Source organism: Enterococcus phoeniculicola ATCC BAA-412, from assembly GCF_000407505.1.
GTDB classification, from domain to species: Bacteria; Bacillota; Bacilli; order Lactobacillales; family Enterococcaceae; genus Enterococcus_K; species Enterococcus_K phoeniculicola.
Genome location: NZ_ASWE01000001.1, coordinates 386519 through 402199, shown reverse-complemented (window position 1 = coordinate 402199; position 15681 = coordinate 386519). Strand labels below are relative to the sequence as shown.

At 36.4% G+C, this 15681-nt stretch carries 12 protein-coding genes; 2 read left to right on the top strand and 10 right to left on the bottom strand.

Annotated elements, in window-relative coordinates; all coding sequences use genetic code 11:
* Nucleotide 1: 1 nt before the first annotated feature.
* The 6 genes from I589_RS01720 to I589_RS01695 are packed head-to-tail and all read right to left on the bottom strand — an operon-like array spanning nucleotide 2 to nucleotide 8002.
* Entirely contained in the window at nucleotides 2-2410 is a 2409-nt protein-coding gene (locus I589_RS01720) for a glycoside hydrolase family 38 N-terminal domain-containing protein (protein WP_010769863.1), read from the bottom strand.
* A 2-nt stretch (nucleotides 2411-2412) separates the two neighbouring features.
* Nucleotides 2413-3246, bottom strand: coding sequence for a carbohydrate ABC transporter permease (locus I589_RS01715; protein ID WP_010769864.1), 834 nt, complete (start codon nucleotides 3244-3246; stop codon nucleotides 2413-2415).
* Nucleotides 3243-4100, bottom strand: a complete 858-nt coding sequence (locus tag I589_RS01710; RefSeq protein WP_010769865.1) for a carbohydrate ABC transporter permease — start codon at nucleotides 4098-4100, stop codon at nucleotides 3243-3245. Before I589_RS01710 ends, I589_RS01715 begins: the two co-directional genes overlap by 4 nt.
* Nucleotides 4101-4129: 29 nt before the next feature.
* Entirely contained in the window at nucleotides 4130-5359 is a 1230-nt protein-coding gene (locus I589_RS01705) for an ABC transporter substrate-binding protein (RefSeq protein WP_010769866.1), read from the bottom strand.
* A complete protein-coding gene (locus tag I589_RS01700; protein WP_010769867.1) occupies nucleotides 5356-6282 on the bottom strand; it encodes an ROK family protein in 927 nt (308 codons plus the stop codon). The genes I589_RS01705 and I589_RS01700 overlap by 4 nt, the downstream gene beginning before the upstream one ends.
* Before the next feature lie 4 nt (nucleotides 6283-6286).
* Nucleotides 6287-8002: a class I mannose-6-phosphate isomerase gene (locus I589_RS01695; protein WP_010769868.1), complete on the bottom strand. Its 1716-nt coding sequence runs from the start codon at nucleotides 8000-8002 to the stop codon at nucleotides 6287-6289.
* A 151-nt stretch (nucleotides 8003-8153) separates the two neighbouring features.
* On the opposite strand from I589_RS01695, the gene I589_RS01690 reads away from it, so the two are divergent.
* Nucleotides 8154-8882, top strand: coding sequence for a GntR family transcriptional regulator (locus tag I589_RS01690; RefSeq protein WP_010769869.1), 729 nt, complete (start codon nucleotides 8154-8156; stop codon nucleotides 8880-8882).
* Between the two features lie 136 nt (nucleotides 8883-9018).
* On the opposite strand, the gene I589_RS01685 is transcribed toward I589_RS01690, so the two are convergent.
* Together I589_RS01685 and I589_RS01680 are read right to left on the bottom strand one after the other, a co-directional pair.
* On the bottom strand, nucleotides 9019-9768 hold the full coding sequence (locus I589_RS01685; protein WP_010769870.1) for a response regulator transcription factor: 750 nt from the start codon (nucleotides 9766-9768) through the stop codon (nucleotides 9019-9021).
* A gap of 2 nt (nucleotides 9769-9770) precedes the next feature.
* Nucleotides 9771-11351, bottom strand: a complete 1581-nt coding sequence (locus I589_RS01680; protein WP_010769871.1) for a sensor histidine kinase — start codon at nucleotides 11349-11351, stop codon at nucleotides 9771-9773.
* Nucleotides 11352-11494: 143 nt separating this feature from the next.
* Between I589_RS01680 and I589_RS01675 the strand changes: the two genes are divergently transcribed.
* A complete protein-coding gene (locus I589_RS01675) occupies nucleotides 11495-13261 on the top strand; it encodes a flavocytochrome c (RefSeq protein WP_010769872.1) in 1767 nt (588 codons plus the stop codon).
* Between the two features lie 89 nt (nucleotides 13262-13350).
* Here I589_RS01675 and I589_RS01670 read toward each other — a convergent pair whose 3' ends face one another.
* Nucleotides 13351-14298: a sugar phosphate isomerase/epimerase family protein gene (locus I589_RS01670; protein ID WP_010769873.1), complete on the bottom strand. Its 948-nt coding sequence runs from the start codon at nucleotides 14296-14298 to the stop codon at nucleotides 13351-13353.
* A 35-nt stretch (nucleotides 14299-14333) separates the two neighbouring features.
* Nucleotides 14334-15512, bottom strand: a complete 1179-nt coding sequence (locus I589_RS01665) for a Gfo/Idh/MocA family protein (protein WP_010769874.1) — start codon at nucleotides 15510-15512, stop codon at nucleotides 14334-14336.
* Nucleotides 15513-15681: the final 169 nt, after the last annotated feature.

The following is a 15681-nucleotide window of genomic DNA, read 5'->3' as shown; positions in this document are numbered from 1 at the left end:
CCTATTCTACTGGGATAACAACGAATCCTTGATTGATTTGTGTTAATACTTCATCTAATACCTGAATGGTTCCAACCGCTTCTTCAAGGAATAATGTATAAGAAAACTCATAGAATCCAGATAAATCTACCTTAAAATTGGTTTCCCAAAAATTATTCATTACCCAAGAATAAAGCGGTGCCTGATTTTTAAATTGTGTAGACTCAGAGCTTAACTCGATTAGATGATTTTCCAGCGTACCGAGCGTAACTAAAGGCGTGTCATGGATACATAGTCCTATCCCTACTCCTTGCTCATTAATATGCATAACACCTGTATCAAGAAGATAAAATTCTGTATTCGTTCCCGGAAGCTGATCAATAGCCGGACGCATAACATTCCCAGACTTTTTAATAAATCGCTCTGTATCAACTGGAATCGGCAATGACACATATACATTTTCTGGTGCCCATTCATTTTCTTTTTGAATTCGAACAGAGCATTCGAGTTTAGGAAGATTTTGATAGATTTTTAGGAATAATGAGTATACTTTTGTTCCTTCAAGTTTATAATCAATTTGCAAGTTTGTATAGAGCTCTCCTCGTTTGACTACGACAATATCCTGTAGTTCAGCAACCCAACGCTTTGCATGCTTTCCTTTACGATTTCTGCCCATTCGTCGTCTTTCCTGATAAGGGTCTGTATGAATCTCTGTTTTTTCATAAATCCCTGCAAATAACCCTGCTTCTGCTGATTCATCTAGTAAATTCGAATTTGTGGGCTTATAAATGATTTGTGCGATGCCTTTTTCGTTAGACAACTTGACGATAAAATAATCTGTTTGAATTTCATAATCATTGACTTTATTAGGATAAGAAATATCTGTCACACCTTCTGTCCCTTGGACAAAGGAAGCATAGGTATGCTTTTCAGTTTTTTCCTCATTTAATCGAACCCCTAATTTTCTTGTTTCCTTTGGTTCCAATTCAAGAATCACTTCAATTTCAAATGCACGTGCTGTCGTTTGTGTTTGACATGGAATGACTTGATTTGTTTCATAATCATATACTTCAAGAAACGGTACAAGTTCTCCTCTCATTTGACGATTACCTATATGCTCCCAATAATCAACGAGTAATCTGCAATTTTGCTTCACTTTCTTCTCGTAAGGATTAATGACAAGAAAATGCTGTGGACGATTGGCACGTGGCATTGCATAGCCATACTCCTTCTTTAATAAATGTGCATAGTACTTATTAATCTCTTGGCTAGCATTGATTGCATAAGCAGATTTTCTATATTCCAGCTCGTTTACTAGTGTATTCCAAGGTTCAGAAACTGAGGAGCTGTATCCCCAAGTATGCTCTGCATACAGCATAAGATCTTTTTTTGCTTGATCAAGTAACGATTTTTCGGCATGATTCTCTTTGGCTAATAATTCTGTTAGTCGATACTTTCTGACTGCTTCTTTATAGATTTTCGTCGCAGCAGGAGTTGAGCCAACACCATCTGCCCACCAGTCGTTCCAATCGCCTTTATAGACTGGAACCTCAGATAAATCTTGTTCTCGGAAAATCCTAAAGAACTCATTTAATCCAATCATTTCAATCGTAATTTCTTCTCCATGCTTATAGTTCCACTCATGAATAAAATCCAATACGTCTTCATTTGGTCCCGCATTATCTGATGCAAATCCTGAAATCATTAGGGGAATAAATGGCCACTTATATCCTTTATTTTGTAATTCATCTACATAGCCGAAAATTCTTGCCTCTGCCACGTCCATTTGTCCTGTTTCAAAATCATTAATATATTGATCCTTAATCTGATAAGTCATTCGGCTATTTGGCATGATTTGTAATTCATTTCCAAAATGATAATGTTCCCCATTCCAGACAAGAAGACGTTCTCCAGTGGTACTTTCCCACCAGAAAGGCATTTGATTCTCAAATAGAGGATAGATTCCGTGATGTCCATGCACACAGGTAAATAAATTCTCTGTATTATTTTTTAAAAGAGAATCACAATAGCTCCACGAAAATCCATTGATGTCTGCTGTCATAGCTGAATCAATCTTTCTGGAAAACTTTCTTGCGTACTGATCTGCCTTTGCTAAAAACTCATTTAAAATTGTTGAATCGACTAACTCTGTCATGTTTAGGTAATTTTTTCCAAAATCGATAAATCCTAAAGCTACATATTCTTCAAACTGCGCAATTTGTTCTTTAGAAGCCTGCTCAAAAAAATTCTCTATCTGCCAAAAATTTTCACATGTCCATACAAATGAACAAGTTCCTGTTTCCTGAATTTTCTTTTCAATAATCGAAATTGCCTGCTCAATATAGGCCACATGATAATCCATAATGGTTTCTTGCACAGCGGTATACCCGATATCAGTGTGTGAGTGATGAATAAGGTAAAGCTTTTTCATACTTATTTTCCTCCTATGACAAATCCTTTTTCTAAATTTTTATTGGTTAAAGCAAACACGAGTACAGTAGGTATGGATGCAATAAAACAAGAGACAAGCAGTGCTGGAACGTTGCTACTCGTTCCAGAGTTAACTAAAGAAGATAATAAAGACATTACCGGTCGAACATTATCTGACTTACTGAAAGTTAATCCAAACAGTAAGTCATTCCATATAAATGAAAATTGCGTTAGAAAAAGGGCAGCTATAGGTCCTTGCGCCATAGGAATAATAATCGAGCGTAAAATTTTAAAATCGCTACATCCATCAATTTTTGCAGAGTCGATAATACTATTTTCAACTCCTAAAAAGAAATTTCTCAAAACAAATGTACAAAATGGAATACAAATTGCTGTATAGAGCAACAGCATACCTAGCTTGGTATCATATAGACCAGTTTTTAAAAATGCGCTGTATATTGGTACTAAATACAGTTGAAACGGGAAAATTGTTCCACTATAGATAATCATGAACCAATAAAAACTACCCTTAATGCGCAGCTTAGTTAGGCCATATGCTGCTAGACAAGAAATCAAGATTGCAAAGAACGTACCGCCTAGTGCATAAATCAAGCTATTCACCATGCTGGAATTCAGCATGATTCGTTCTGAAATATAGGAAAATGTATCACTCAGTCCAATCGCTTTCGGTAAATTCCAAAAATCTGTAGAATTATATTCAGCGCTTGATTTTAACCCGCTGACTACGGTGAAAATAAATGGAAATGTCCAGATAAACGCTAAGAAAGACAGCAAAATAACTAAAAATTTTGATTTGCTTTTTGCTAAGTTATTCAATATTTCTCCTCCTTACTAAAAGTATATTTTAAATAGAAGAAAGAGATGAATAGAACAATAATCGAAAGAAATGTCGCCACTGCTGCTCCATAACCATAATTTCCATTCATAAATGTTTCTTTGTACATCGTTAATGCCAATGTTTCAGATGTACGATACGGTCCGCCACCTGTCATCAACCATATACTGTCGAATGCTTTAAAGCTATTCACTAATGACATCAATAAAACAACTACAATCGTTGGTTTTAAAAGGGGAAAAACAATTTTCGTATACAGTGAAAATTTTGAAGCTCCATCAAGTTGAGCGGCTTCTATTGGCTCTGTCGGGATATTATTTAAGCCTACAATAAATAAGATTAAATTCGTACCAATCCCTTGCCACACGCTTGCCCCAATCATAACAAATGTATTCACATAAGGAATTGCCAACCAATATCTGTCCAGACTTTCAATACCCATTAACCCGAATAATTTAGGTAATCCGTATATAGAAAGCAGCGATGTGATAATTAAGGAACCAATGGTTGGAGAAATAGCATTTGGAAAATAAAACAAATTTTTATAAAGATTATGAAACCTCGTACGAGAAATCGCGACTGCCAAAATCAAAGGAATGCAGACCGGAATAATTAACCCCGATACGACCCATATCAGTGTGTTGATTAATGAGCGTTGAAAGTTTACATCTTTAAATAACTCTTGATAATTTTGTAAACCGATAAATACTTTTTCACCCAAACCATTCCAATCAGTAAAGCCACTGTATATTGTATAAACTGCAGACGTTATAAAAAATACACTTACTAAAATAATGGCTGGAGCGATATAAAGATATGGCTTGATTCTTTCCATATGAACCGCCTCCTCAATGGTTGAAAGAATTACTTAACCTTTACCCATGATTCTTGAATAGTTTTCAGACTATCATCAACTTGTTTTTCTGTTGGGTTTGCAGCAATTTTCCAATACTCATCAATAGATTGGTTTACAATTTCTGGCGTGAATTGTTCATAATAACGAAGCTTCAACGTGTAGTTTTCTGAGTCCCCAGCAACCTCTAACATTTTATTAGTAATCACATTATCTATTTCAATGTCAGTAATTGCAGAGCCGCCCGTTTTTTTTGCGAATTCTTTTTGAGCATCTTTAGAGTAATAACTCTTAATCACATTTAGCGCCTGTTCCTTATCTCCTTTTTTAGAAATAACAAATGGAGATATTTCATAGAAAATTGTTTTTTTATCTTCTTTCTTTACTCCAGGTAAAACAAAGATGTCTACATCTTTTCCTAATGTCATGCCATAATCTTCAACAAGACCTTGTGACCAGTTATTTGCATTTAAGGCCATCGCTACTTCTTTCATAGCTAAATCTTTCCCTTGATCTTGCTGTTGTTCAGAAAAATATCCTTTTTCAATCATTTCTGCCCAATAATAGAAAACTTTTTTGACACGTGCATCGTCAAATCCAACTTCTCCTGATGTCCATTGATCATATAACTCAGGATCTAAACTCCCCATTAGAACCATTGGCCAGACAAAAGATTGCCATGTGCCGCCGATACCAATTGGTGTTATTCCAGCATCCTTTATCTTTTGACAATTATCCATAAATTCATCTAGTGTAGTAGGTTCAGACAGACCCAGTTCATCATAAATTGCTTTGTTATAAATAACCCCATTGTAGATAACATTTAGTGGAGCACCGTAAATTTTCCCATCAAAAGTCATCGCTTCTTTTAGGTCATCACTAATCCCAAGCTTTACTAAGTCTGGCCATTCATCAGTAATGTCTGCAACTAAATCATTTTCTACTAAATCTGCCAGTTGAGTCCCCGTCCACCATGTGAATACGTCTGGCGGTGTATTTGATGATAAAGATTGCTTGATATTTGTTGTATAGGCTGTAATATCCGCTGTATCAATCAGTTTAATATTGAGCCCTGTATCTTTTTCTATAATCGGAGTAACTTTTTTCCAGTTTACTTTAAGAGCTTTGTCACTTTGAATTTCGACTTCCTTTGTATTTCCACCAGCCTTTTCATTGGATGAACAACCTGCAACTAAAAAAACGGCGACTAACGACAAAATAACTAAATGAACTTTTTTCATTTTTCTATTTCCTCCATTTTCTTTTGACTTATATAAAATAATCCTTTGATTGTACTCAACGAAGTATCTTTTGTTGAGCGTATCGTAAGAGTTATTTCCTGCTTGGTAAATTCATGTATTATTCCCTTTTCAAAATAAGAAAAACTCCGGCTGATTTGTCCACCAAACACTAGCTCATCAATCGGTAGGTTCTTTACAATCGGTCCGATAGCTTTCCCAATTCTTTCACCAAATAATTCAAACACCTGCAAAGCCTTTGCTTCTCCTTCACTTGCTCGTTCACTCAAAACGCTTAAATCCATGGGATAGGTGTATACTTCTCGCACAATACGCTGCAGTCCTCTAGCGGACAAATAATCATCAATTACACTTTCCTCAAACGGCACATTATAAATCATCCCTGACTCAGGAAGTCCATACTGATTCTTGAGTATATGATGATCGGCAATAAACGTGGAACCAAATCCCGTCCCGATTGTAAAATAACCGCCACCATTGATTTGGGCATTTTCACAATATTCGCCCATTGCAAAACAAGAAGCATCATTTTCAAAGTAAATAGTAAAGTTTTCAGACAAAGTCAAATCAGATTTTTGGAGCACTTCCATTAACTCTTTTTTTATATTGACCCTGTACAATGAATCAAATTTTTCTAGGTTCTTTATCAAGCTCACTCCGGCTTCATAATCAAACGGACCTGGAAATGCAAGTCCCAACGATAAAAGAACAACTGGTTCCTTAAATAACTGACCACACAAATCAGAAATCATAAAAAGAAAATTATTCATGATAAATGGCGCTGCTTCTTCCGAATGAGATTCGTAGACAGCAATCCCATTAAGCAGCTCCTTCCCACTCTCTGAGAAAATCATTCCTTTAGAGAAGGTGCCGCCAACATCAAATGCTATTCGTACTTTTTCCATGGACTCACCTGATAAATGCTTTCATCGTTTTTACTGTTTTTCCAATACTGTTTCCCGCAGGCTCCATGGTGTACATCTGCACGCTTGCAGGAATAATGAACGTTTCTCCATAATGAATAACTAATCGTTCCTTTTGTTGATTTCTGTATGTTTCTACAATTATTTCTTCTCCTTCAACTAGACAAATCATTTGAACGTTTTGATTTGTATAATGTGTCGTTTTCACAGAAAAACTATCTCTTATCGTTTCAATAGGCTCAGAAATATGCAGTCCCGTTCTTTCAATCAGATGACTATCTGAATTTTTTACCGTTTCAACGGCATTATATAAATGTTGTTTGGTATAGGATGCATTCATTGCCATATTTATATTTTTTTCTCCATGCTCAAGGTGAATCGGTCGTGGCTTTCCATCAAGATCTACTCTATCCCAATCCCAAAGTTTAAAAGTGAACCGATTGGGTGTCGCGCTAATTTCTAAAACCAAACATCCTGTACCACTACTATGAATTGTTCCTGCCGGAATTAAGATATGGTCGTGTTCTTTCACTTTGATTGATGAAATAAATTTTTCATCTGAAAACTGATTGGTTTCTTTTGCCTTCCTCAATGCTTCAAAGAGTTCTGCTGCATCAACATCATCCTTCACACCTAAATAAACGACAGCCTCGTCGGTACTTTTCATAATGTAATAACTTTCATCTTGTGTATATTTCGCATTAAATTTCTTATAGGCATAATCTGTCTCTGGATGTACCTGCAAGCTGAGGTTTTGTCCACCGATAGTATCTAGATAGTCAAATCTGATTGGGAATTCTTTTCCATAGCGTCCTAAAACTTTTTCTCCTAGACTTTCTTTTGGATACAAATAAATTAAATCTTGTGCAGGAAATTCAAATAATGTTTGATTCAATTCAAACAATAGACTGTTCTCCTCAGGTACTCCATCAAACCCCCAAGCAATATTTACTTCTTCTTTTCCGATACCAAAGTTCTCCTGAATCCAGTGTCCTCCCCAAACTCCCGAAGCAAAATAAGGGACTAGCCGGAAAGGTCTTTGTGCCGTCACACTTAATATTTCATGATACACGTGATTTGAAACCATCCGAGCATCAGGACTCGTCATATCGATAATATAATCCGCAGCTGGTAAACAGGTTTCCTTTATTCCATCTGCAAATGGCCAATCAAAGTAGTACGCACGTTTTATTTTTCTGTTAATGTGTTCTGCTGAATTATCTGCACGCCAATTCTTCATTCCTCTATCCAGTCGTTCTTCCACTTCTCTACGAGTAATCGTTACATAAATAGTCAGTGCATTCTCAAAAAATTGAGTCACTCCTGTTCCAAAAAGAAGAACCTTCCCCGATTTTCTTTTTTCCTCTACTTGTTTTTTTAATGATTCGATTTTTTCTAAAACTACCAACTCACTTGGTTCATGAAAACTAAATTTTCCAAACACGTCATCCTCTGTTAAATAAGGAGCAAGCAAACTCGTCAATTCAGACGGTTCTTTATAGCAATCATCAAAGCTTACTGTATGTGCCACATGAATTTTTCTGATAACTGTTTCGTAAAGTACCTCCAGATCTACCCCCGGATAAACCTCGAATAAAATAACATCGAAATCAATAGAATTCAATTGCTCAATAATTTTTTTTGGAGAATTAAATACTCCATTATCAAAAGAAAATGTCTGTTTTGGTCTTGAATTATACATTTCCTTACCTCCATATCTAATTTGTTTTCTGTCTACATACATAGTATACTTATACAGGAATACGTTTACAATAACATCCTGTGTACTTTTGAAAGGCTGTTATACCACGTTTTTTTGATAATGTTATAGACATTTAAAAGGAGGACTATCTATGATAAATTCAAATTCAGAGCCACTTTATCTGCAAATCGCCGCTGATTTTCGTAAAAAAGTCCAACTGAATATTTGGGCACAAGGCACGAAAATTCCAACAGAAATAGAACTTTGCGATGAATATCACGTAAGCCGAATTACTATTCGAAAAGCCATTGACGAATTGATTAAAGATAACTTAATCATTCGAAAAAAAGCATTGGGAACCTTTATAAAAGAATATACGCATACTGTTGATGATCATTTTACAGTTGTAAAAAGTTTTACAAAAGAAATGAAAGAAGTCGGAATTGATATTAAAACGATGAAAATAACTATACTGGAGGGATTTGCAGATCAAAGAATCAGTAATTTTTTAAAGATTCCTATTGGAGAAAAAATTATTATTTTAAAAAGACTTCGTGGTGAAAAAAACAAAGCCTTCGCCTACTTCATCACCTATATTCAATACGACGAAAAGTTTTCACTAAAGCAATCAACCTATAAAGGCTCTTTTTATGAATATTTATTGTCTTTAGGAATTTATCTCACCAGTGATCAAGAAATTGTGGAAGCAATATTGCCTAACAAAGAAGTTGCTACCATGCTAAGGATTTCTCAAAATAAACCTGTTCTAAAAAGAGTTCGAATGTGTAGTGATCCCAAAACAAATTTTCACGAATATACGGAATGCTACTACACAGGCAGTGAATACAAATATCGCTTGGATTTCTCCTCTGATGTCTAAGAAAAACAGCCATTTGTGCATTTCAACAATAAAAAAATCGTAAGTTGCAAGTCTACATTTCTCTAAACAAGCAAAGAGAAATCACTTATGACCTGTAACTTACGATTTTTTGTTTAATAGATAGTTTTTTCATTCTTTATTTCAAAAACTCTTTCTTTTGATAATGCAACGGAGAGCATGCATAGACTTTTTTAAATAATCGGCTAAAATAATGCTGATCCTTGTAGCCAACTTTTCGGGCAATTTCTGCAATTGTGTATTGTAATTCTGGATCAGATAACAGCTCTTTTGCTTTTGACAACCGATAATCAATCAGATATTCAGAAAACGTATAGCCAAGTTCTTCTTTCATCTGTTTGCTAAGATAAGAACCACTGACAAATAGACTGCTTGCTGCTTTTTTTAGAGATAAAGTTGCATCCGTGTAACAGCTCTCAATGTACTGTTTTCCTTTTTGTGCTAAATTATCGTAAGATTTCTTTGCTTCTTCACAGACATTTAGCGAATTGCTTTCTATCTGCTGATTAATTTTCTGAATGAGCATCTCTAAATCCGTCTTAGGTACAGGTTTTAAAAGATAGTCAAATACTTGCAGCTGAATGGCTCGTCGTGCAAATTCAAATTCATCAAATCCACTGATTACCACGATTAGAAGCTCCTGAAATCGTTGTGTCATAAGCTGAATCAAATCTAGTCCATTCATGTCTGGCAAGTTGATGTCAACAAATGCCACCTGAATTGATTGTTTTTCTAATACATCTAGCGCTTGTTGTCCACTGGCAGCCTGCATGATGCATTTTTTATTCACTCCTAATAAAGGAAGATAGTTTGCCATTCCCTCTCGAATGATTTTTTCATCATCGATGATTAATACATTCCATTCCATCGCTATTTCTCCTGTTCTGTAATTGGTACAATAATCTTTGCCACTAGCTCTTCTTTTTCTATAGAGTAGCTCAACGAGGCATTTCCACTATAAAAAAGCTTTAATCGATGACGAACATTTGCTATTCCAAAACTATCAGTCGTTTTTTCCATGGCATCCTGATTCATTTGCATTAATTCTTCATTGTTCGGAAGCTGACCATTATTTCTGACGAAAAAAATCAACTGAGCATTCTCTGTTTTTGAGACGGTAATTGAAATTCGCAAATTTTTCCTATTGGACTGACGAATACCATGCTGAATCGCATTTTCAACTAATGGCTGCAAAATAAAATGAAGCACTGAAAACGAATAAAGCTCTGAAGGACACGTAATCACAGTATCTTGCAATTCATTATGGCGGAGTTTTTGAATATGCAGATAGCTGCAGACATGCTCTAATTCCTGTTGTACCGTCGTAACTTCACTCCCTCTATTCAATCCTCTGCGAAAGAACAATGCAAGATATTCAACCGTCTTCACTGCCTCTTCTGAAGTTCCTCCTAATATCTGCCACTGAATCATATCCAATGTGTTGTATAAAAAATGCGGCTGAATCTGCTCTTGAAGCAATCTCATAGAGGCATTTCGATACCCTTCTTCATTTTCGTAGACTTTATCAAGTGTTTGATTAAATAAAGCTGCTAACTCACCTACTTCATTTTTTGTTTCAATCGCTGCACGCACAGATCGATTTCCTTCTTGAACGTCTCTCATCGTTTTCTTTAACGATAAAATGGGGCCAATGATTCCTCTCATTAAGAAGAACAGCAAAACACCCAACACAAATAAAACAAGTAGACTAATCATTAGTAAGACATACTGAAGTTTTGCAGCACTTTTACTCAAATTTTCTTTTTCAATGACGTAACTCACTTTCCAGTTAGGCAAATGCGATAGGCCGCTGGTAAATAATAACTGCTTTGTCGTATCAATTTTTATTGTCTCTTCTCCGCTTGAAAGAAGAGCCCCTTGTCCATCATAAATAGAAAGATTTTCTGCTAAATTCATCACCTTTTCGAGTGGAATAGCAGCCGCTATGTAAGACGTGCCATCTGGCAATACTTCTGTTAAACGATACAGGATAATCACAATTGACTGCTTATCTTCTTTTGATGTTATCAGATTACTAACTGTGTATGTTCGTGTACTGTCTCCATTCAACTCTAAATAATATTTTCGATTTTCTATAGAAAACTCAGGATAATCCGAAGAAAAAGAGATTCCCTTGTCAGAAACTAAACGAATTGAAACATAATTCTCTTTCTCCCGTGTCTCCAATGTATGAATCGCAGTAAATAATTGTTCCCGTGTCTGCCCTTCCTCATTTGTTCGGTCTGAAATCATTGCCAGCTCCGCAATTCTCTTCCCAAACCAGCTATCAATTTCTTGTGTTTTACTATTCACAAACTGTTGGGTAATAGACGTGTTCAAAGGGATTACACTTTTTTTCAGTTCTTGGTGCAACGTATAGGAAAGTGCACCTATCAGCCCTATAGAGACCACTAAAAATAGAATGATAATTTGTCGTTTTATTGAATGCATTTTTCTATCCTTCATTTGTTATTTTCTTCACATGTTTGCTTAAATGCAAAAAAGTTTGTTTTAGTCCAAAGAAATAAGGATCACTTTTCATTATACTCATAACTGTTGGGAAAACAAATTGAGAAATGTAAGGGGAGAAAAAAATGAAACAAAAAATGCGCGTTCTTATAATTGGATTATTAGCAATCTTTTTGATTGCTGGTTGTTCTTCAGGAAACAAAGCAAAAGATAGCGGAACCTTTGAAGGCTCTGGTAGTGGTAAACATGGCGACATTAAAGTAGAGGTAGCTATTAAAGAAGGGAAAATCGATAAAATTAACGTGTTAGAACAGGACGAAAATAAAGTTTTAGCTGAGCCTGTTTATACAGAACTTCAAGAAACCATTATCGCAGAAAATTCAGCTGATGTGGATGTTATTTCTGGTTCTTCAGCGACAAGTGAAGGCTATATCAATGCCGTAAAAGACGCAGTGAAAAAATCAGGAATTACATTAGTTGCTGTCAGCAAAGAGAAAAAAGAAAAACAAACTGTCAAAACAGATCAAACTTTTGATGTAGTGATTGTTGGCTCTGGCGGAGCTGGTTTTAGTGCTGCGATTGAAGCTGCAGAAGCTGGGAAAAAAGTTGCTATAGTAGAAAAAATGCCTGCTGTAGGTGGAAATACTCTTCTTTCAGGTGGGGAAATGAATGCCCCTGGAAACTGGGTCCAAAAAAATCTTGGAATTAAAGGAGACTCTGTTGAAACCTATTACGAAGATACGATGAAGGGTGGAGACAACGTTGGTGACCCAAAAATGGTTCGTATTATGGCGGAAAATGCACTTGATTCAGCTGAATGGTTGAGAGATGAAATAAAAGTAGAATTCTTAGACGATCAGCTTTTCCAATTTGGCGGACACAGTTATAAACGTGCGTTAATTCCAGTGGGTCATACTGGTGCTGAACCTGTTTCAAAATTAAAAGCAAAAGCAGATGAATTGAAGATTCCAATCTTCCTAAATATGAAAGCAAACGAACTGATTCAAGATGACAAAGGAAAAGTTACTGGTATTAAAGCACAAGATAAAGATGATACACAAATAACTTTCCATGCAACAGATGCGGTCATTTTAACTACAGGTGGATTTGGTTCAAATATTGATATGCGAAAAAAATACAACAGTGAATATGATGAACGTTACCTTTCTACAGACTCAGAAGGAACTACCGGAGACGGAATCGTTATGGCACAAGAGGTTGGTGCGGCTTTAACCAATATGGAAAGTATCCAAACGTATCCAATTGCCAATCCAAAAACAGGCATGATTTCCTTATTGGCTGACACACGATTTGACGGAGCAATTTTAGTAAACCAAGAAGGAAACCGTTTTGTTGAAGAGCTTGAACGTAGAGATGTCATTTCAAAAGCGATACTTGCTCAAACTGGAAAATATTGTTACCAAATTTGGAATGATGATATTGATGCTATTTCAAAAACAAAAGAAGCACACGGTGCTGAGTATGATGAATTAATTAAAGAAGAATTGCTAGTGAAAGCAGATACTATTGAAGAAGCTGCCGCATTTTTTGACATTGATGTTGATACATTGAAAGAAACCATCAAAAAAGTAAATGAGTACGCAAAATCTGGTGATGACAAAGACTTTCATCATCGTGCAGGACTTGTTTCACTAGAAAATGGTCCTTACTATATTGAAAAAGCAACTCCTTCTGTTCACCATACAATGGGTGGCCTAGTCATTAACGAAAAAACAGAAGTGCTCGATGAAAAAGGAAACCCAATTCCTGGATTATATGCTGCAGGTGAGCTGACGGGTGTGATTCAAGGGACAAACCGCTTGGGAGGAAATGCAATCACTGATATCATTACATTCGGGAGAATTGCAGGAAAAACAGCAGGTGGATTATAAAACTTTTATAAGTGTTCTCTTATGTCACTTATAATTGATTAGATGAAAACAACACGAATGAGGTTAGGTCCATTCGTGTTGTTTTTTGCTTAAAAACTAAGCGTTTGATTTAATGCATCAATCGAAGTGCGGAGTCCAGCCTCAACACTCATCGTTAAATCTTCCATTTCAAGTGACACATGGCCGTCATAGCCCATCATACTTAAAACAGAGAAGAATTCTTTCCACCATTTCAAATCCATGCCACAACCTACCGCTACATAATTCCATGTACGATCTTTAGTTTCAGTTACAGGTTTATATTCCAACAGCCCATTTACCTCAGCCATTCCTTTTTCAATACGTGCATCTTTTCCATGAACATGGAAGATTGCGCCCGCCTCTGCTAATGGACGAATTGCTGAAATAGGGTCGGCTCCCATGACAATCAAATGAGAAGGATCAAGGTTCATACCAATTTTATCACTTACCGCATTGCGTAATTTCAATAACGTTTCAGGATTATAGACAAGCTGACTTGGAAATTCTTCTAATGCAATTTGGTCCACACCATGTTTTTCAGCATGAAGGACAAACTCTTTCCACCAAGGAATCGCAACTTCATTCCATTGATAATTAATCACCTCAGGCATATAGTCTGGCCATGAAACGGTAGAAGTAATCCAATTAGGGACAGTGTCTCCTGGAGCGCCACCTGGTAGCCCGCTCATCATTACTATTTTTTTGACGCCTAGTAAACCAGCAAGCTCTACGGTCTGTTTTGCTGTTTTCGTATGAAGCTCGCCTAACGCTCCAGGGGCTAATGGATTTCCAGAACAGTTAAGCGCAGCTATTTCCATCCCTCTTGTTTTTAGCTCATTTAAAAATTGTGTTCTTTTTTCTTCACTACCTAATAATTCCTCTGCATTTACATGAGGACATGTGGCCCACCCTCCTGCTGTCATTTCTACTGCATCAATTCCTAAACTTTTTACATGATCCAACATTTCTGTGTAGCTTAAGTCTGCTAATACATCTGTACAAAGTGATAATTTCATTTTCTTCGTTCCTCTCTTCTCGTTTTTCCATTTTTTTATTCAAAATCTACCCAGACACTGCCTTGGTTGGATGATTTCACACAATTTTCAATCCACTTAATTCCATTTATACCTGCATCAATATCTGGATAAACCATTTTTGCTAAGGCTTCTTCATCGCCATTGTTTTTTGCATGAATGGCTAAAGCAATTTTTCTGTACACATTCGCCCATGCATCAGATAAACCTTCCACATGTAAAACACCTAAGCGTTCATCTGCTTTACAGGCATCCGATAAATAATCTGACCCACGAATCAGTTTTTGAATTGGTTCTCCTTGAATTTCATAAGACACTTCATATGGAATGGCATCCCACCACTCTAAACTAGCTTTTGTCCCAACAATTCGGATGCGATGGCCATCAACACACCCACAGTTCACAGCAGAAGTCCAAACGCGTCCAACTGCTCCAGTGTTATATTTCATTAGAACATACGCATTGTCCTCAAGCGGTTTTCGGCTTTCAATAAAGCTTTGTCGCATGCATAATAACTGGTCAATTTTAAGCTCCGGCAAAATAAGCTGTGACATATAGATAGTATGTGTAGATAAGTCGCCAATGACAAATGTATCTCCTGAGATTTTTGGGTTTACACGCCATTGCTGACTTGGATTTTTTGTGTCTCCCTCAGGATCAGCACCATAGCCATGTGTATATTGTAATTCCACCATCGTTACCTCACCAATTGCGCCTTCTGCAATCATATCCCGCATTTGAAGAAGCATTTGATTTCCCGAAAAGCCATAGGATACACCAACGATTTTCCTTTTTTCTTCTGCTAACTTTTTAATTTCTTCTCCTTCTTCTGAAGTAAAAAATAATGGTTTTTCGCAAATAACATGAAGCCCAGCTTCTAATGCCTTTTTTGTTGCCTCATAGTGCAAGCCATTCGGTAAAGCAATGGAAACAACCTCGATGCCATCTTCTCGTTTGCTTTCTTCTTCAAGCATCACATGATAATCCGCATAGCATCGTTCTGCCGTTACGCCTAAATTCACGCCAAACGACCGGCCTCTTTCTTCGTCTATATCAAAGGCCCCTGCGACCAATTGATAATTTGCAGCGTCCCTTTGAGCACCCGTGCGATGCTTATAACCTACGCCACTTGTTTTGCCCCCACCAATCATTCCCCATCGCAAAGGTCTATCCATAAATTTTTCGCCATTAATCATTTATACTTCCTCCTAATTTTGTGAAATACACCTCAATTAGTAAACGTTTACAATTTTATTGTATACATGATTCCCTTGTATGTCTTATAATATAAAGACAGAGTGAATCAGACACTTACAATTTTCGGACAACACTTTGTGAAAAAAAGAAACGTCTTACTTAAAAGAG

What these genes read in the sequence shown, in the direction of transcription:
- I589_RS01720 (WP_010769863.1), bottom strand. Translation starts at nt 2,410, where the DNA reads ATGAAAAAGCTTTACCTTATTCATCACTCACACACTGATATCGGGTAT.
- I589_RS01710 (WP_010769865.1), bottom strand. Translation starts at nt 4,100, where the DNA reads ATGGAAAGAATCAAGCCATATCTTTATATCGCTCCAGCCATTATTTTA.
- I589_RS01705 (WP_010769866.1), bottom strand. Translation starts at nt 5,359, where the DNA reads ATGAAAAAAGTTCATTTAGTTATTTTGTCGTTAGTCGCCGTTTTTTTA.
- I589_RS01700 (WP_010769867.1), bottom strand. Translation starts at nt 6,282, where the DNA reads ATGGAAAAAGTACGAATAGCATTTGATGTTGGCGGCACCTTCTCTAAA.
- I589_RS01695 (WP_010769868.1), bottom strand. Translation starts at nt 8,002, where the DNA reads ATGTATAATTCAAGACCAAAACAGACATTTTCTTTTGATAATGGAGTA.
- I589_RS01690 (WP_010769869.1), top strand. Translation starts at nt 8,154, where the DNA reads ATGATAAATTCAAATTCAGAGCCACTTTATCTGCAAATCGCCGCTGAT.
- I589_RS01685 (WP_010769870.1), bottom strand. Translation starts at nt 9,768, where the DNA reads ATGGAATGGAATGTATTAATCATCGATGATGAAAAAATCATTCGAGAG.
- I589_RS01680 (WP_010769871.1), bottom strand. Translation starts at nt 11,351, where the DNA reads ATGCATTCAATAAAACGACAAATTATCATTCTATTTTTAGTGGTCTCT.
- I589_RS01675 (WP_010769872.1), top strand. Translation starts at nt 11,495, where the DNA reads ATGAAACAAAAAATGCGCGTTCTTATAATTGGATTATTAGCAATCTTT.
- I589_RS01670 (WP_010769873.1), bottom strand. Translation starts at nt 14,298, where the DNA reads ATGAAATTATCACTTTGTACAGATGTATTAGCAGACTTAAGCTACACA.
- I589_RS01665 (WP_010769874.1), bottom strand. Translation starts at nt 15,512, where the DNA reads ATGATTAATGGCGAAAAATTTATGGATAGACCTTTGCGATGGGGAATG.